Here is a 16629-nt window from a genome sequence, read left to right as displayed (position 1 = left end):
GACGTAAAGGGCAATCAAACCGTGCCGGTCACGCCGGCACGACCGGCAGCTTGCCGATTTTTGCGCGCCATTCCTTCGGCCCGGTCTCGTGCACCGAAGTACCGGACGAATCGACGGCCACGGTCACCGGCATGTCCTTCACTTCGAACTCGTAGATCGCTTCCATGCCGAGGTCTTCGAAGGCCAATACCTTCGAGCTGCGAATCGCTTTCGAGACGAGATACGCCGCGCCGCCCACGGCCATCAGGTAGGCGGCCTTGTGCTTCTTGATGGCCTCGATGGCCACCGGGCCGCGCTCCGATTTGCCGATCATCGTAATGAGCCCCGTTTGCGCGAGCATCATTTCGGTGAATTTGTCCATGCGGGTGGCCGTGGTCGGGCCCGCCGGGCCGACTACCTCGTCGCGCACCGGATCCACCGGGCCGACGTAGTAGATCGCGCGGTTCTTGAAGTCGACGGGCAGCTTCTCGCCCTTGGCCAGCATGTCGGCGATGCGCTTGTGCGCGGCGTCGCGGCCCGTGAGCATCTTGCCCGAGAGCAGCAGCGTCTGGCCGGGCTTCCAACTGGCCACTTCTTCCGCCGTGAGCGTATCGAGATCGACGCGTTTGCTCGTCTCGGTATTCGCGACCCACTGAACCTTGGGCCAGGCGTCGAGCGGCGGCGCTTCGAGCTTCGCCGCGCCGGAGCCGTCGAGCGTGAAGTGGGCGTGGCGCGTGGCCGCGCAGTTCGGGATGATCGCGATGGGCTTGGACGCCGCGTGCGTGGGCGCGGCCATGATCTTCACGTCGAGCACGGTCGCAAGGCCGCCGAGCCCCTGTGCGCCGATACCGAGCGCATTGACCTTTTCGTGCAGTTCGACGCGCAGCTCCTCGATCCAGTCGCGCGGGCCGCGGGCGATGATTTCCTGGATGTCGATCGGATCCATCAGCGATTCCTTCGCCATCACCATCGCTTTTTCCGCCGTTCCGCCGATACCGATGCCGAGCATGCCCGGCGGGCACCAGCCCGCGCCCATCGTCGGGACCGTCTTGAGTACCCAGTCGACGATCGAATCGGACGGGTTCAGCATCGCGAACTTCGATTTGTTCTCGGAGCCGCCGCCCTTCGCGGCTACCTGTACGTCGATTTTGTCGCCCGGCACGATCTCATAGTGGATCACCGCCGGCGTGTTGTCCTTCGTGTTCTTGCGGGCGCCTTCGGGCGGATTGACGATCGATGCGCGCAGCACGTTGTCGGGGTTCAGATAACCGCGGCGCACGCCCTCGTTGATCATGTCGGTCACGCTCATCGTGGCCGCGCCGCTTGCGCTGCCCCAGCGCACGTCCATGCCGACCTTGACGAAGACCGTCACGATGCCGGTATCCTGGCAGATCGGCCGGTGACCCTCGGCGCACATGCGGCTGTTGGTCAGAATCTGGGCGATGGCGTCTTTCGCCGCCGGGCTCGCTTCGAGTTCGTACGCGCGACCGAGTGCCTGAATGTAGTCGAGCGGGTGATAGTAGCTGATGTATTGCAGCGCGTCCGCGATGCTCTGGATCAGGTCTTCCTGTTTGATGACTGTCATGGCTTGGATGCTTGTGGGGACTGAAGCGGCGACGGTTCGATCGCGGCGCCGAAAAACGCGGATAAAGCGCGCTATTGTAGCGCGCCGCGAAAGGCCCCGTCCCGGGCGGCCCGGGTGCCTGCGCCACGCACGGGCCGGCGGCGTCAGGAGGTGACGGGCGGCACCCGCTTGCCGTCGAGGCTGGCGAGTGCGATGCCCGCCACGACGCAGGCGAGCGCAATGCCGTGCGCGAGCGTGGGGCGTTCGTCGAGGAACAGGATGCCGTACCCGGCTGCGGCGATGGGCAGCACGGCGCTGAATACGCCGGCGAGGCTGCCGTGCACGTGCCGGATGCCCTTCATCCAGAGCCAAAAAGAGAAGATGCTTGCCGACAGCGCGTACCAGACGAGCAGCGCCCAGACGTCGGTCGGTACGGTGGCATAGTGGAATCGTGCGAGTGCGCCGGCGCCCAGAGGCAGCATCAGTACGAGTCCGATCAGGTGCGTATAGGCGCAAATGTCGATGGGAGCGAGCGTTTGCGTCAGGCGCCGCGAAAGGATCACGTAGAGCGATTCGCAGCACACTGCGCCGAGCACCATCAGATTGCCGGCGAGCGAACTCGTGGTGGGCGCGGCCGATGTCGCGCTCGACGCTTGCGACAGGTTCACGACGACGATGCCCGCCATCGCGAGCACGATCGACGCGAGAGCTCGCAGCCCGGGCCGCTCGCCAAGGAACAGCCACGCAAAAAGGGCGACGACGGCGGGAATCGTGCTCGTAATGACGCCTGCGGCGACGGCGCTCGTGCGCGCCACGCCGTTGAGCATGAGCAGCGTGAAGCCGAACGTGCCGAAGAGCCCCTGAAGAAAGAGATTCGTCCATTCGCCGCGCGTGACCCGGCGCATCTTGCTCGGGCGCAGCAGCGGCCACAGTACGGCCAGCGCGATGACGAAGCGCAGTGTGGCGAAGAGTTCGACGGGAACGAACGAAACGATCGACTTGCCGATGCCGACGTTGCTGCCGACGAGCAACATGGCGGCAATGAGAAACCAGGCGTATCGATTCAAACTGTCTTCCGGGCGGCGAACGTTAAGCGGGCATTTTAGGCGCGGGCGCGGCCGTGCGTAAAGCTGGCATGGCTTTCGGCGGTTTTGGGTGCCGTCGGCGCCGGCCTTGCGTCAAGGCGGGCGGTCAGGTCGAACCGGTATGGCGCGGCAAGCGGCGCGCGAGACGTCGGGAAGCCGTCAGTTGCGGCAATTAGGGCGCAAGGAATATTCTGATACGCGATACCGCTTTTGCGCGTCGAAGCCGCGGCGGCATGCTGCGGTGCCGCATCGCGGGCGCGAGCGGAGCAATCGTTGCCTCGTGCCCGGCACGCAGCGGCGGCGCTCCTGGGCTGCCGGCGATACAGCGCTGGATGCGCGTTCCATTTTCTCGATATGGGAGTTGTCGATGTCTGCGATCGAATCAGTCCTTCAGGAAAAACGCGTCTTTGCGCCGCCCGCGGAGTTCGCGGCGCAGGCGACGATTTCGGGCATGGCCGCCTATCAGGCGTTGATGGCCGAAGCGGAGCAGGACTACGAGGGGTTCTGGGCGAAGCTTGCGCGCGAGACGCTGGCGTGGAACAAGCCGTTCACGAAGGTGCTCGACGAGACGCGTGCGCCGTTTTACACGTGGTTCGAAGACGGCGAGCTGAACGCGTCGTACAACTGCCTGGACCGTCAGGTCGAAAGCGGGCTGGGCGAGAAGACGGCGATCGTGTTCGAGGCGGACGACGGCACGCTCACGCAGGTGAGCTACGCGCAGTTGCTGGGGCGCGTGTGCCGGCTGGCCAACGCGTTGAAGGCACGCGGGATCGGCAAGGGCGATCGGGTGGTGATTTACATGCCGATGTCGATCGAGGGCGTGGTGGCGATGCAGGCGTGCGCGCGCATCGGGGCGACGCATTCGGTGGTGTTCGGCGGGTTCTCGTCGAAGTCGCTCAACGAGCGGCTGGTGGATGTGGGGGCGGTGGCGCTGATCACGGCCGACGAGCAGATGCGCGGAGGCAAGGCGCTGCCGCTCAAGAGCATCGCGGACGAGGCGCTGGCCATGGGCGGCTGCGAGGCGGTCAAGAGCGTGGTGGTGTACCGGCGCACGGGCGGGGCGGTGCAGTGGCAGGCGGGGCGGGACGTGTGGCTGCACGAGATCACGCAGGGCGAGGCCGAGACGTGCGAGCCGGAGTGGGTGGGCGCGGAGCATCCGCTGTTCGTGCTGTATACGTCGGGCTCGACGGGCAAGCCCAAGGGCGTGCAGCACAGCACGGGGGGCTACCTGCTGTGGGCGGCGCAGACGATGAAGTGGACGTTCGATCTGAAGCCGTCGGATGTGTTCTGGTGCACGGCCGACATCGGCTGGGTGACGGGGCACAGCTATATCGCGTACGGGCCGCTCGCGTGCGGCGCGACGCAGGTGATGTTCGAAGGGGTGCCGACCTATCCGGACGGCGGGCGGTTCTGGCAGATGATCGAGCGTCACAAGGTGAGCATCTTCTATACGGCGCCCACGGCGATCCGCTCGCTGATCAAGCTGGCCGATGCGGACGAGAAGGTGCATCCGAAGCGTTACGATCTGTCGACGCTGCGGGTGATCGGCACGGTGGGCGAGCCGATCAACCCGGAGGCGTGGGTGTGGTACCACGAGAACGTGGGGGGCTCGCGCTGCCCGATCGTGGACACGTGGTGGCAGACGGAGACGGGCGGGCACATGATCACGCCGCTGCCGGGGGCGACGCCGCTGGTGCCGGGCTCGTGTACGCTGCCGCTGCCGGGGATCATGGCGGCGATCGTGGACGAGACGGGGCAGGACGTGCCGAACGGACAGGGCGGGATTCTGGTGGTCAAGCGGCCGTGGCCGGCGATGATCCGCACGATCTGGGGCGATGCGGAGCGCTACAGGAAGAGCTACTTCCCGGAGGAATTGGGCGGGCGGCTGTATCTGGCGGGCGACGGGTCGGTGCGTGACAAGCAGACGGGTTACTTCACGATCATGGGCCGCATCGACGACGTGCTGAACGTGTCGGGCCACCGGCTGGGGACGATGGAGATCGAATCGGCGCTGGTGTCCAATCCGCTGGTGGCGGAGGCGGCGGTGGTGGGCCGGCCGGACGATACGACGGGCGAGGCGGTGGTGGCGTTCGTGGTGCTCAAGCGCGCGCGGCCGCAGGGCGAGGAGGCGGCGAAGCTGGCCAACGAACTGCGTGCGTGGGTGGGCAAGGAGATCGGGCCGATCGCCAAGCCGAAGGACATCCGCTTCGGGGAGAACCTGCCGAAAACGCGCTCGGGCAAGATCATGCGGCGGCTGCTGCGCTCGCTGGCCAAGGGCGAGGCGATCACGCAGGATGTCTCCACGCTCGAAAACCCCGCCATCCTCGAGCAACTCGCCGAGGCGCGCTGAGGGGCCGCCTCGCCGGGGGGCTGCGCTTGTGCTCTACGCAGACCGAGCGACGTCTGCCGCCGCGTCGAAGTGTCGCGGGGCGCCCACCGCCGAACGGGTCGACGGCGCGATCGACGGCCCGCATCGCAGAATCGGATTGCGATGCGGGCTGACGAAGCAGATTAACGAAGCAGATTAACGAAGCGGACCCGCGAGAGCCTAGAGCTTGGTGCTCAGGCGAATCCACGCTGTGCGGCCGGGCTCAGTAACCGGCACGCTGGCCGCGTAGCCGAAGCCGGCGTTGCCCGCGAGATTCAGGTGCTCCGAATAAGCCTTGTCGAGCACGTTGTCGATGCCCACGGAGATCTCCACGGTCTTGCTGACTTTGTACTGCGTGTGCAGCGACAGCACCCCGAAACCGGCGCTGGGCCCGAAGTCCTTGCCGACGACGTTACCCTCGTTCAATGCATAACGATGCTGGGGTGCAACGACGCGCCATAGCCCGCCCGCCGACCACGGCCCGCGCGTGTACTCCACGCCGAAGCGTGCTTCGAGCGGTGGGATTTGCGGCAGCGGGGCGCCGCTTTGCACGTTGCGTCCCCAGGCATAAGCGAGCGAGGTCTCGATGCGCCACGGCGAGAATGGGCGCCACGATGTACCAAGCTCGCCGCCCATGATCTGCGCATTGACGTTGGTGGCCTGGGTCGTCCGCCCCATCGGCCCTGTAGCGTAATCGAACAGAATGAAGTCCTGCACGTAGCCGGCGTAAGCGGACACCCAGGCATCGAGCTTCTCGCTCTTGTATTGGGTGCCGATGTCCAATTGCGTCGTTTTCTCCGGCTTGAGTGCCGAGAAGGCGTTGACCGAGCCGGCCGGCCCGCTGGTGGGCGAGAACAGCTCCCAATAATCTGGAAAACGTTCGGTGTGACCGATACCGGCGTACCACGTGAGCGGCAGCGAGGCGAGATCGCGCTCGTAGCGCACGAAGCCGCTTGGCAGCGTACGCGAGCGCGAATCGTCGAACGTGGGATTGCTCGTGCTGCCCGCGGTGGCGCGCTTGTCGCGCGCGCTCGCCTGATCGATCCGAGCGCCGCCGATCACGCGTGAAGCTTCGCTCGCGTACCAGGTCAGTTCGCCGAACACGCCCGCATTCCACATGTTCGCTCGCGGATTCCACGGCTTGTCGCCATAGTTCTGCATCCCCATTGCCGCGCGCGAATCGAGACGATTCGACTGCGCATCGACACCCGTTACGAGCTTGAACGCATCGGCAAAGCGAAACGTCGCTGCAACCCGCGCGCCGAGCGTGCGGCGACGCACCTCCGAGGCCATGCGCATCGGCATGCTGCTCGTCGGATCGGGCATGCGCAGCGTGTAGTTGTCCATCACATGGTCGGCTTCGTTATAGAACACTTGCGCCTCGATCCGATCGAGGACTTCGCCGATGTGCTTTTTCTCGAACTTGAGGCCGAACGTCTCGCGCCGGAAATGCGCACCGTCCATCGAGCGTCCCGCATAGCGCGCGTAGCCGTCGCCCGTGCCCGCCGTCAACTCGAGCCGCGTGTTGTCGTCGGGCGTCCACCCGAGCGTCGCGTCCGCGTTCCACTTGTCCCACTGCGACGGCACCGTGCGGCCATTGCCGTCCTCATAATCCTGCGAGTGCGCATGATTCGCGGTCACTCGGCCGTAGAAGTCCGGTGTACCGGCTGTCAGATCGACGTTCTGATCATTGCGCCCGAACGATCCGCCGACGAGGCTGCCCTCGAAGCGCATGCCTGGCGTCTTGAAGCGGGGCGTCACGCGCTCGAACAATACCGTGCCGGCGGAGGCCCCTGGACCATACAAGACGGTTTGCGGTCCTTTCACGACCGTGACCTTGTCGTAGCTCTCGGGGGCGATGTAGGACGTTGGCGCATCCATCCGGCCCGGGCACGCGCCGAGCGTCGGCATACCGTTGGCAAGAATGTTCAGGCGCGAACCGAACATGCCGCGAAATACCGCATCGCCGTTCGTGCCGCCGCTGCGGATCGATGCGAAACCAGGAATCGTCTTCAGATAATCGGCACCATCGCTTGCGGGCAGCGGTTGACGCGGCGTTTTCGGATCGGTCACGACGACGAGCGGCGTGGCTTCGGGCGCTGCGACGACTTCGATCGTCGGCAAGGTGGGCGCGTCCGGAGAGCCGGTGGTCGTCGTGTCGGCCGTTGTTCCGGTTGGTGCTGTGCTCGTTGCTGCCGTATCGTGCCGGTGCCCGGGCTCGCTCGACTGTGCAACGGCCGGAGCAAGATGAAAGGCGCTCATCGCGAGTGCGGGAACGGTCAGGCCGATCGCGCGCCGCCGACGGCGTGCACGCGCTTCACGCGCGGTGTGCGCGGGACGAAGGGTTTGGAATGTCATGAATCTCGAGTCGAAAGGTGCCCCTCCGCGCGATCCGAGGATCGAATGGATGCTGGGGCTGCATGAACGGGAATGCGTGAATGCGGGAACGAACTTGTGCGTTCAGGCGTCTTTCGGCGGCGCGCGCGGATAGGCGTGCGGGTAGCGCTCGAGTGACAGAGCAAGAGGGTGCGGGAGAGCGGCCGGCAGGATAGCCGCCGCGTGTGCGAATACGAATGTTGGAGCGGCGCAGCTGGTTGCCGGACTATGCGTGAAGAACGAGCAGTATCCGCAGACGTCGAGATGCAGCGCATGACTTGCGCCGTCGCGCGGGGCACGGGGCGATGCGCCGCATACCGCGCCTGCGCCACCAGGGGGCCCGCTGCCGTGGACCATTGCGCCGGCGCCGGCTGGCTGTGCGCGTACCTGCGACACGAGCGGCGCGACGGTTGCCAACCAGACCGCAAGCATGCCCATCCAGGCAGTCAGTTTGCGGAATCGGCCGGCCATGAGCGTGGTTGTGTAAGTGTAATGTAATGGGATCGAGATGCTACAGAATGTTGCCGGAATTGAATAGCGTGAAACGGTCGCGGCTCTCGCGGGTTTGCGGCGGTATAAGAGCCGCTGATGCGTCATGTTCCGCGCGAGCGGAAACGGCAGCCTGCGCTCGATGGCGGTACGTCGATACTCGTGGTGCTGCGCGGCAATCCCGATTGCCGGCGCGCCGCCTTTTTGATACATAGGCGCATGGTCATGCGACGCCCCGCCCAATCCACACCGCTTTCGATGCCCGAGCCATTAACGCTCTCGGACGAGATGGTGCGCGCGCATCGCCGCTACTGGCATTTCAATGTGGGGCTTATTGCGGTGCTGATGACGATCGGCTTTTGCGTGTCGTTCGTCGTTCCATTGTTTGCGCGCGAGCTTTCGGCTTTTGCTTTCGCCGGTTTCAGTTTGCCGTTTTACCTCGGGGCACAAGGGGCGGTGCTCGTTTATCTCGCGCTCATTGCCGTGTATATCGGATTGATGGCAATCGCGGACCGCAAGCTGCGGCGAGCCGCGGCGCAGCAGGCGGCTGAGACGGCGCGCGCGGCGACGCCATGAGACTCGTGAATCGCCTCGCGCGGGCTTACGCGGTCTACACGTTCGGCTTTCTGCTCTTCGTCTATTCGATGTGGCGCATCGAGCGTGCGACGGGCGCTGGCGCGTGGGTCGGCTACGTATTTCTATTCATACCGATCGCGGTTTACGCGGTGATCGGTCTGTTGTCGCGCACGTCCGACGTGGTCGAGTACTACGTGGCCGGCAGGCGCGTACCGGCGATATTCAACGGCATGGCAACGGCAGCGGACTGGCTCTCCGCTGCATCGTTCATCGGCCTTGCCGGCTCGCTCTATGCCACCGGCTATAACAGCCTCGCCTATCTGATGGGCTGGACCGGGGGGTTCTGCCTCGTCGCTTTTTTGCTGGCGCCCTATGTGCGCAAGCTCGCGCGCTACACCATTCCTGATTTTCTCGGCACACGGTTTTCGAGCAACACGGTGCGCGGCATTGCCGCGGTAGCCGCGATACTCTGCTCGTTCGTCTATCTCGTTGCGCAGATTCAGGGCGTAGGGCTCATTGCCACGCGCTTTCTCGGTGTGGACTTTGCGATCGGCATTGCCTGCGGGCTGGCTGGCATCCTCGTTTGTTCGTTCCTCGGCGGCATGCGCGCGGTCACGTGGACGCAGGTCGCCCAATACGTCATTCTCATCAGCGCGCTGTTGATTCCAATTTCGCTGATTGCGTACAAGAACGGACTCGGGCCCGTGCCGCAGGTGACGTACGGCCGGTTGATGGCGCGAATGGAATCGCTCGAGCGGCAGGCGCGCGATGCGCGCGAAGAGCGCAGCGTGCGCAGCTGGTACCGGGAGCAGGCCGCGCAAATCGATGAACAGATTGCGCTGCTTCCGCAGTCGTATCTGGAGGAGAAAGCGCGGCTCACGCGGGAACTCGAGCAGATGCGAAGGCACAACGGACCGCTGCGCGAGATTCATGAACGTGAAGCGGCACTCGACGCGTTTCCTCGCGATGCGGCGGCGGCGCGCGTGCGCTGGGCACAGGCGCGCAACGACATGCTCGAGCGCGCGATGGACCCTGTTCCGATGCAGGAGCCGTTTTCCGCGACGAGCGAGGAAGCGCGGCGCGTGCATGAGCGCAATTTCCTGTCGTTGCTGCTCTGTCTTTCGTTGGGTACGGCGAGCTTGCCGCACATTCTGGTGCGTTACAACACGACGACCTCCGTGGCGTCGGCGCGCCGGTCAGTCGGCTGGACGCTGTTCTTCATCGCGCTCTTCTACTTGAGCGTGCCGGTGCTCGCCGTATTGATCAAATACGAGGTGATGACGCATCTGGTGGGGCGCTCGTTTGCCGACTTGCCGAACTGGTTCGTTCAGTGGCAGCGGCTTGCGCCCGCCATGATCCAGATCATGGATACGAACGGTGACGGCATCGTGCGCTGGTCCGAGATCCAGATGCAGCCCGATATGGTCGTGCTGGCCGGGCCGGAGATTGCGGGGTTGCCTTACGTCGTGTCGGGGCTCGTGGCGGCAGGTGCGTTGGCCGCGGCGTTGTCGACGGCGGACGGGTTGTTGCTGACGATCGCCAATGCGCTGTCGCACGATTTCTACTACCACATGATGGACCCGAACGCGACGATTCAGCGGCGCGTGACGCTTTCGAAGATTCTTCTGCTCGGGGTGGCGCTGTTCGCTTCCTATGTGGCTTCGTTGAATACCGGGAATATTCTGTTCCTCGTGGGCGCGGCGTTTTCGCTCGCGGCGTCGAGTCTTTTTCCGGTGCTCGTGCTCGGCGTTTTCTGGAAGCGGGTGACCAAGCGCGGGGCGGTTGCAGGGATGCTGGCGGGCCTCGGCGTGTGTGTCTACTACATCGTCTCGACCCATCCGTATTTCGCGCAGCTGACCGGCGTGGCGGGGCCGCGGTGGTTCGGGATCGAGCCCATCAGTTCCGGCGTGTTCGGTGTGCCTGCGGGGTTCGTCGCCAGCATCGTCGTCAGCTTGTTCGATCGTAAGCCCGACGCCTATACGCGCGCGCTCGTCGACTATATTCGGCATCCTTGAAGGGCAGGGCCCGGCCGTCGGAGCGGCGCTGTTGGGGCGGGGCTCGACGCGCGCACGAACTCTGCTATAATCTGCGGCTCTCGGAGAGATGGATGAGCGGTTTAAGTCGCACGCCTGGAAAGCGTGTATAGGTTAACAGCCTATCGGGGGTTCGAATCCCCCTCTCTCCGCCAGAATAGCCTCCCACGCAGCACCTAAAAATCCCGCAAAGCCAGTACTGTACAGGCTTTGCGGCGCATACGAAGTCCCATCAGGTCTCGCCAAAACCCACGAAATCGCCCAAAATGGCGGGTACTTTTTGCGGCGGTATTTCGTCAATGCCAGAGAGTCTTCTTCGCGATCTTCAGTGCCGTTCGGCCAAAGCCCGGACGACCGTTTATCGGCTCAACGATGGCGGGGGCCTTCACTTTCAGGTCAAACCAAATGGGCTGAAATATTGGCAGTTCCGGTATACGAAGCCGGACGGCCGAGAGGGGCTGATTCAGATTGAACTGAAACACACCTAACGTCCATCGCGCCAAGCACGTGACGACAGAACCGGCCTTAGCGCCGGTTTTTGCATTTTGAGCGATGCACACAGCCAGCTTTTGAAGCTGTAGGATGAGAGTTCAGCCGAGAGGCTGTACAGGGTCACGATCACGCACAAGGGCAAGTCACAACATGAAGGGAACACACGAAGGCAAGGTCATCCTTACGGGTGATCGGACTACCGGGCCGCTGCATCTAGGTCACTATGCCGGCTCGCTCAAAACGCGAATCGCACTACAGGAATCCAACACTCAGTTTATTCTGCTGGCCGATCTGCAAGCGCTAACCGACAACGCGGAGCGCTTTAAACGGGTGACGGATAACGTCATTGAGGTTGCGCTTGATTATCTGGCTGTGGGAATTGATCCAGAAAAAAGCACGATTTTCGTTCAGTCGCAAGTCCCGGAATTGACGGAAATCGCCAACCTGTTTCTGAATTTCGTGACGGTTTCGCGGCTGGAGCGCAATCCCACGATCAAGGAAGAAATTCGCCTGCGTGGATTCGAGCGTGATATTCCCGCAGGATTCCTGACATATCCGGTCAGTCAGGCTGCTGACATCACGGCATTCAAGGCAACGCTCGTACCTGTGGGTGACGACCAGCTTCCGATGATCGAGCAAACGAACGAACTGGTTCGACGTATCAACGGTCTGCTGGATCGATCTGTGCTGACGGAGTGTGAAGCCCTCACACCGAAAACGGGCAGACTGCCTGGCATTGACGGAAAAGCCAAAATGAGCAAGTCGCTCAACAATGCGCTCAACCTCGGCGCGTCGGCTGCGGACATCAAGGCGGCTGTGAAGAAAATGTACACGGACCCGAACCACTTGAAAGTGAGCGACCCCGGAACGGTTGAGGGCAACGTCGTGTTCGCTTATCTCGATGCCTTCGATCCGGACACGCAGGCGGTCGAAGAATTGAAGGCGGCGTATCGCCGTGGCGGCTTGGGCGATGGCATCGTCAAAGGCAGGCTCGAAAACATCCTGCACGAGCTGCTGACGCCCATTCGCGAACGTCGGGAACACTATTCAAAAGACAAGGGCGAAGTACTTCGTACCCTGAAAGCCGGAACAGAAAAGGCGCGAACTGTTGCAGGGGCAACGGTCGCGGAATTGAAGCGCGCCCTTGGGTTGGTATATTTTTAAAGCATTGATGGTGCGCAGCACGACGGCTTGCCCGAGAACGTCTTTTCCGGCAGGCAAGCCGTCTGGACGTATCCAGTCTCTGCGCAGATTATCCTATTGCTTCAATTGGAAAGATAATCGTACTTCCGGCATCCGCATCGGGAAATTTGAGTGCCGCTAGCATTTCCGCGACGTTGCGCTGTCTGGCGGCAACGCTTCCAAGCTTCGATTCAGAGGCGCGCGATAGAACCAGCGTATCACTCAGGCACGTGACTGATGACGGAGTTCCCGTCGATTCTATTTCAATTCGATAAGTCATGATCCCCTTTCCGCTCGCATTTTCGAAATAGGCTGCAAGATCGGACGCGCAAAAATTGTCCATAACTGGCTTTACTTCAAAAAGAGAAAGTGCGCCGTCCGACCGTAGCGACGGCCTGTCAAACCAGCCGTGCATGACAATTCGGGCCTCTAGCGGGTCTCTTGTTCCTTCAACCATCTGGACAGCATGCGGAATGCGTCCGTCAAATATAACCATCTGATTGAAGAGGGGAGGGACCTTTGCGTATATTCCGCCCGTCGAAATGTCCGGGCCGGATATGTTCGATTCCCAATAGTCGAGCAATTGTGGTTGAAGAAAGAGCGTTTCGCCACCCATGAATTTCTTCGCGTCATTCATCGAGAGCGAATAGGCGAAAGCCCATGCGCCTTGACTTCTGTTGATATGTAGTCGCTGATAACAGCCATCGATATAGAAACTAATCCAGTTGGTATTGATGTTGGCAGTGCCGAGATTTTTCAGACCCCATTCACTTAAAAATTGGAAAAACGGGTCATGCAATTCAGGACCGAAAAACGAAGAGGCATGTGTTCGGTAGTACAGAAAATTACCCGGTATGCTCCAGTAATCCCAGCAGAATCTGCTCTGCGGCACCGGATGCGCTAAGGTCGTACTGTGGATTTCGTCGTAGCATTCGCGAAGTTTTTTTGCTTCGGCGTAAAATCAGGAATGATCGCGTAGTCCCGGATTGGTGTTCCCATTTCATTTTGCCTCATCATATCTCCTGTAGAGAAACAAACCCTTGCAAATCCACATTAGCATCAACAGCAAGAGGAAAGCGCCAGCGGATGCTGGAACATTAAATCCGCTTTTAATGTGATCGAGCGCGAAGCCACACAGTACGCGGCCAGCAGCGGTCCCTGCTGCTTCAACGGTAGTCGCGAATGCGAATATACTTACTTGCCGGGTAGTCCCTCTGTCGCGACCGAGCGGGATCGCAGAAAGTAACGGCGCGATTATGGTTTGGGAAACTGAGAACGCAAGCAGCGAAAACAAAACAGAAATGACGGAATTTCCAAGCAACAAAACAAATGAAGCAAATGTCAGGATCGTGACCGTTGTCGATGATGTCAGCATTCGGATGATTTTGCTTTCGGGGGCCCTCGTTAGTGCGGCTTGAAAGAGCAGGGAAACTAAGGCATCACCAATCATGAGCCATGACACAGCATCCCCTACGGCTTTATTGAAGATGGCCCAATCGGTTTCTCGCTCGCATGTCGAGGGCGGGCAGCGCCGTCTTCGTCATCGGCCCTTACACCGGCGGGGATTTTTCCACTGGCATTGACACTTCCAACGATCTTCATCGCTTACCGACCGGCTATTCGGGGGGGGATACTGACAAACGAAATCGAGAAGATCGCGGCAGATGTTCGAGCGCTAAGAAAATAGCTTGCGCAGAGCAGACGGAAAGCGGCGCGGATGCGCGACGTATGTCCGCAATGGCCCTCTGCGAGCACGTTCATGAGCGGTGCTGTGCCGAGAGCGGCGGAGGAGGCTACGATCGCCAAAGTGGAAACCCACCGAGAACTGCTCGGAACATCTTCGATGCCGGGTGCCGGGTGCCGGGCAGCATATGCGCGCCTGCCCGCACGAAGAGGCGTGCCGTCGAATTCGTCCGTTGATGCAGGTCAACTCGATCGGCGTTACCTGTCATACGCTGAGCGTGAAAATGTTCGATGGGAGACAGGTGCCGCTATACCGAGGCGCACGGCCGGTGCCGTTTTGACAGGCTGCGCCGCGGCGTGGACCAACGCTGGCACTGCGCGGCTGAAACCGCAGACGTCTCCCAGCACGCGTGCGAATCAATACTTCTTTGCAAATCACCCGAGCCTGCTTACGCCGATCGGGTTCGAGGAGAAAGAGAATGATCGAACCTTTCAGCTTTCTGGCGTACCAGCCGGATGGGCAGGGGCTCATCTGCGCCGTGACGCTCATCGTCGAGGGCGACAACGTCTACGGCTGGTACACAGGGCCGGCCGGCGGTAATTTCACTGCTGCGTACTTCGTGCTCGATCGCTACTACTCCACGCATGAGACCGCTTTTTATCACAGCGTGGAAAACGACGTCCGCAGCGATTGGGTGCTCGCGTATCCGCCGTTGGAAATCGATGCGGGCCGCCACTCGCCGGTGCCGGAGGACGTAAGTCATGAGCTCGAACGCGTACAAGGCGCATTCGCGGCCGAGTGGTTGTTCTACTGCGACGACACGGCGGCCGCAGCCGACGTCGAATGGTATCGCATGCGGAGTTTGCCGGTCACGTATGCGGGTATTCGGTGCGAGAAGCTGAGCAAGCTCGATCCAGTGGGGGTCTTCTGGACCTACGGATCGCCTGGGCTCGATATGAACATCATCGACTTTTTGCGGAAACGTTGGCCCTTGGATTACGCGCTCGCGCCTTGACGAGGTAATCGATCACATCGCGCAGCGCGCTCGATCGACCGGGCTTGCGTGAGCATGTCGTGTGCTCCTGTCCCGCGCACGCCCCGGGACCACGCCGAACGAGTTATGGACCCGCTCGTAGTAATCCGGCGAAGCTTGCGTCGAGCAACGCCGGCATCCAGGCAGTGAGAGACGCTTGTCTCTTTCCATGATATGCGTGACATTCCTCGGAACGTCCCGCCGAATGGTACCGGCTATTTCCGGCTCTTAAGGAACGTTCGCCCCGCAGTGGTAATAGCGATGCCCGAGCGCCCGCTTGTGGCATAGCTCGCAAATCCCGCGCTGACGAGTTCGCGGGTGATGGACCACCCCGGCGCTGCGGAAACCCGGCCGTAGCGCGCTTCCGCAAGGCGTTCCAGTGCGCAGATTGCCGATCCCGAAATGGTTCGGGCGTTTGACGTGTCGTTGCCGTTCATTGTTTCTCCAAAATACGCGTAGTTCGACATCGGCGTGCAATGCCATTACGTCAGACGATGGTCGCCATGTTCCCTGTCAGCGCCTCGGAGCAGGTGTACGGTTCAGTCCGAGAGGGTGATTTGGCAGGCCATCAGAAACGCCAGGAACTCGGTTTCCCACGCCGGGTCGCGAACATCGACATCGATGCCAGCGCGTCGCTTCATTTCGCAACTCAGGTGCACGGCGCTCAGCAGCCGCGGGGGGACGCCGTGCCGAAAGCAGCAGCTATCCGCATCGAGGAGCAAGCGAGGATGGTGCCGAAACCGCGCACTGGAAACCGAGATCGAATCCATGACGTGCCGGGCCGATTCCGCCGGATAAACGAATGCCAGGTGGGTACCTGCTGCCGCGAGCTGTTCCCCCACGTGATGGAAGCGGTGGAGCATCTGGAACCCGCGTTCACCCCCGCGCCCGACGCCTACGACGATGAGCCCCCGGCTTCCCGCGATTTCCAGCAGGGACGCGGCTCGCCGATCGGGCAACAGCAGCATCCCATCCAGATCGAACATGTCGACTACCTCCGCAGATCCGCCCGCAATTCCGGCGAAAATGCGGCGAACGAGACATTATAGTCCAGAGCCTGATGCCATGTGTATTTCATTGTAATGCCATGTGTGCAGACCAATACCCGCTCAATACCCGCTCAATACCCGCTCAATACCCGCTCAATACCCGCTCAATACCCGCTGCGGAGCAGGGGGCGCGACGGCGCATTCGTCTACGCGAGTACCGAACGTCGACGAATGCATGGCTGAAGTAGTTCGCGCGGCGAGGGCGACTTGCCGCGGGACGACACCCGGACGCGCATGAGTGCTCGTCGCGGAAGGAATGCCGGATCAGTGGCGTGGATATCGATTCTTTGCCGTCTGCCGCGGGCGCTTGCCCGTGTCGATCCGAGACGGTTGAACTGGCACGCGCCAGGGCGTGCGCACGGGGAATCGGCGTGCGATCTGTCCGGGCTCGGGTTTTGGCTTAGCGCTCGCCTGGCTTGACTCGCTTGCCGAGGGGGCTTTTCGTCTTATAGCTCACGCCGTGCCGCTCGAGATACTCGCGGATCAGTTGCCGCACGACTTGTGACGACGTGAGATCCTGCGCCGCACAGAGCATTTCGAACGCCTCTTTCTTGGCAGGATCGATCAGGATGGTCAGACGCGCGGTTTTCGTTTCCATTGCCAGGAGAGTCGGCGGATATGATAACGAAATTATAATACATCAGCCTGCAAGCGCTTGAACCGCCTCAACTTCGTCAAGTGTGACGGCCTGCGGGAACACGGGTGCCCGCGCGAGCGCA

General features: G+C 61.9%; 15 protein-coding genes and 1 tRNA gene. 8 read left to right on the top strand and 8 right to left on the bottom strand.

Features of this window, described 5'->3' with window-relative positions; all coding sequences use genetic code 11:
• Positions 1-28: 28 nt before the first annotated feature.
• Together U0034_RS03380 and U0034_RS03375 are read right to left on the bottom strand one after the other, a co-directional pair.
• Positions 29-1564, bottom strand: coding sequence for a fumarate hydratase (locus U0034_RS03380; RefSeq protein ID WP_085224328.1), 1536 nt, complete (start codon positions 1562-1564; stop codon positions 29-31).
• Between the two features lie 143 nt (positions 1565-1707).
• A complete protein-coding gene (locus U0034_RS03375; protein ID WP_085224330.1) occupies positions 1708-2610 on the bottom strand; it encodes a DMT family transporter in 903 nt (300 codons plus the stop codon).
• Positions 2611-2995: 385 nt separating this feature from the next.
• Here U0034_RS03375 and acs point away from each other — a divergent pair, with 385 nt between their 5' ends.
• Positions 2996-4978: an acetate--CoA ligase gene (gene acs, locus U0034_RS03370; protein ID WP_143795485.1), complete on the top strand. Its 1983-nt coding sequence runs from the start codon at positions 2996-2998 to the stop codon at positions 4976-4978.
• A 198-nt stretch (positions 4979-5176) separates the two neighbouring features.
• Here the strand turns inward: acs and U0034_RS03365 are convergent, their stop codons facing one another.
• Positions 5177-7354 (bottom strand): TonB-dependent copper receptor, encoded by a 2178-nt coding sequence (locus U0034_RS03365; RefSeq protein ID WP_085225546.1) that lies wholly within the window; start codon positions 7352-7354, stop codon positions 5177-5179.
• A gap of 102 nt (positions 7355-7456) precedes the next feature.
• Positions 7457-7843, bottom strand: coding sequence for a DUF2946 domain-containing protein (locus U0034_RS03360; RefSeq protein WP_085226387.1), 387 nt, complete (start codon positions 7841-7843; stop codon positions 7457-7459).
• 237 nt (positions 7844-8080) lie between these two features.
• On the opposite strand from U0034_RS03360, the gene U0034_RS03355 reads away from it, so the two are divergent.
• From U0034_RS03355 to trpS, 5 genes are all read left to right on the top strand, one after another.
• Positions 8081-8437 (top strand): DUF4212 domain-containing protein, encoded by a 357-nt coding sequence (locus U0034_RS03355; protein WP_085225548.1) that lies wholly within the window; start codon positions 8081-8083, stop codon positions 8435-8437.
• The gene (locus U0034_RS03350) at positions 8434-10452 is read left to right on the top strand and encodes a sodium:solute symporter family protein (protein WP_085225550.1); all 2019 of its coding nucleotides are present in this window, start codon (positions 8434-8436) and stop codon (positions 10450-10452) included. Before U0034_RS03355 ends, U0034_RS03350 begins: the two co-directional genes overlap by 4 nt.
• An 82-nt stretch (positions 10453-10534) precedes the next feature.
• Positions 10535-10625, top strand: a tRNA-Ser gene (locus tag U0034_RS03345).
• 111 nt (positions 10626-10736) lie between these two features.
• Positions 10737-10958: an Arm DNA-binding domain-containing protein gene (locus U0034_RS03340; RefSeq protein ID WP_327197042.1), complete on the top strand. Its 222-nt coding sequence runs from the start codon at positions 10737-10739 to the stop codon at positions 10956-10958.
• Between the two features lie 154 nt (positions 10959-11112).
• The gene (trpS, locus tag U0034_RS03335; RefSeq protein ID WP_085225554.1) at positions 11113-12126 is read left to right on the top strand and encodes a tryptophan--tRNA ligase; all 1014 of its coding nucleotides are present in this window, start codon (positions 11113-11115) and stop codon (positions 12124-12126) included.
• Between the two features lie 88 nt (positions 12127-12214).
• Here the strand turns inward: trpS and U0034_RS03330 are convergent, their stop codons facing one another.
• Positions 12215-13036, bottom strand: a complete 822-nt coding sequence (locus tag U0034_RS03330; RefSeq protein ID WP_158243576.1) for a 2OG-Fe(II) oxygenase — start codon at positions 13034-13036, stop codon at positions 12215-12217.
• 108 nt (positions 13037-13144) lie between these two features.
• A complete protein-coding gene (locus U0034_RS03325; protein WP_139831125.1) occupies positions 13145-13606 on the bottom strand; it encodes a hypothetical protein in 462 nt (153 codons plus the stop codon).
• Between the two features lie 700 nt (positions 13607-14306).
• Here U0034_RS03325 and U0034_RS03320 point away from each other — a divergent pair.
• Positions 14307-14843, top strand: coding sequence for a hypothetical protein (locus U0034_RS03320; protein ID WP_085225558.1), 537 nt, complete (start codon positions 14307-14309; stop codon positions 14841-14843).
• 233 nt (positions 14844-15076) lie between these two features.
• Here U0034_RS03320 and U0034_RS03315 read toward each other — a convergent pair whose 3' ends face one another.
• Positions 15077-15298, bottom strand: a complete 222-nt coding sequence (locus tag U0034_RS03315) for a hypothetical protein (protein ID WP_085226389.1) — start codon at positions 15296-15298, stop codon at positions 15077-15079.
• A gap of 66 nt (positions 15299-15364) precedes the next feature.
• On the opposite strand from U0034_RS03315, the gene U0034_RS03310 reads away from it, so the two are divergent.
• Positions 15365-15910: a hypothetical protein gene (locus tag U0034_RS03310; protein ID WP_158243577.1), complete on the top strand. Its 546-nt coding sequence runs from the start codon at positions 15365-15367 to the stop codon at positions 15908-15910.
• 400 nt (positions 15911-16310) lie between these two features.
• Here the strand turns inward: U0034_RS03310 and U0034_RS03305 are convergent, their stop codons facing one another.
• Complete coding sequence (locus tag U0034_RS03305; RefSeq protein ID WP_085225562.1) at positions 16311-16508, bottom strand: ribbon-helix-helix protein, CopG family; 198 nt, start codon at positions 16506-16508, stop codon at positions 16311-16313.
• Between the last annotated feature and the right edge of the window lie 121 nt (positions 16509-16629).

This window comes from Trinickia caryophylli (assembly GCF_034424545.1).
Classification (GTDB): Bacteria; Pseudomonadota; Gammaproteobacteria; order Burkholderiales; family Burkholderiaceae; genus Trinickia; species Trinickia caryophylli.
The sequence above is the reverse complement of the archived record's forward strand: the minus strand, read 5'-3'. Positions and strand labels throughout refer to the sequence as shown.

Coding starts and splice junctions, on each gene's coding strand:
- U0034_RS03380 (WP_085224328.1), bottom strand. CDS start 1,564: ATGACAGTCATCAAACAGGAAGACCTGATCCAGAGCATCGCGGACGCG.
- acs (WP_143795485.1), top strand. CDS start 2,996: ATGTCTGCGATCGAATCAGTCCTTCAGGAAAAACGCGTCTTTGCGCCG.
- U0034_RS03365 (WP_085225546.1), bottom strand. CDS start 7,354: ATGACATTCCAAACCCTTCGTCCCGCGCACACCGCGCGTGAAGCGCGT.
- U0034_RS03360 (WP_085226387.1), bottom strand. CDS start 7,843: ATGGCCGGCCGATTCCGCAAACTGACTGCCTGGATGGGCATGCTTGCG.
- U0034_RS03355 (WP_085225548.1), top strand. CDS start 8,081: ATGGTCATGCGACGCCCCGCCCAATCCACACCGCTTTCGATGCCCGAG.
- U0034_RS03350 (WP_085225550.1), top strand. CDS start 8,434: ATGAGACTCGTGAATCGCCTCGCGCGGGCTTACGCGGTCTACACGTTC.
- U0034_RS03340 (WP_327197042.1), top strand. CDS start 10,737: ATGGCGGGTACTTTTTGCGGCGGTATTTCGTCAATGCCAGAGAGTCTT.
- trpS (WP_085225554.1), top strand. CDS start 11,113: ATGAAGGGAACACACGAAGGCAAGGTCATCCTTACGGGTGATCGGACT.
- U0034_RS03320 (WP_085225558.1), top strand. CDS start 14,307: ATGATCGAACCTTTCAGCTTTCTGGCGTACCAGCCGGATGGGCAGGGG.
- U0034_RS03315 (WP_085226389.1), bottom strand. CDS start 15,298: ATGAACGGCAACGACACGTCAAACGCCCGAACCATTTCGGGATCGGCA.
- U0034_RS03310 (WP_158243577.1), top strand. CDS start 15,365: ATGTTCCCTGTCAGCGCCTCGGAGCAGGTGTACGGTTCAGTCCGAGAG.
- U0034_RS03305 (WP_085225562.1), bottom strand. CDS start 16,508: ATGGAAACGAAAACCGCGCGTCTGACCATCCTGATCGATCCTGCCAAG.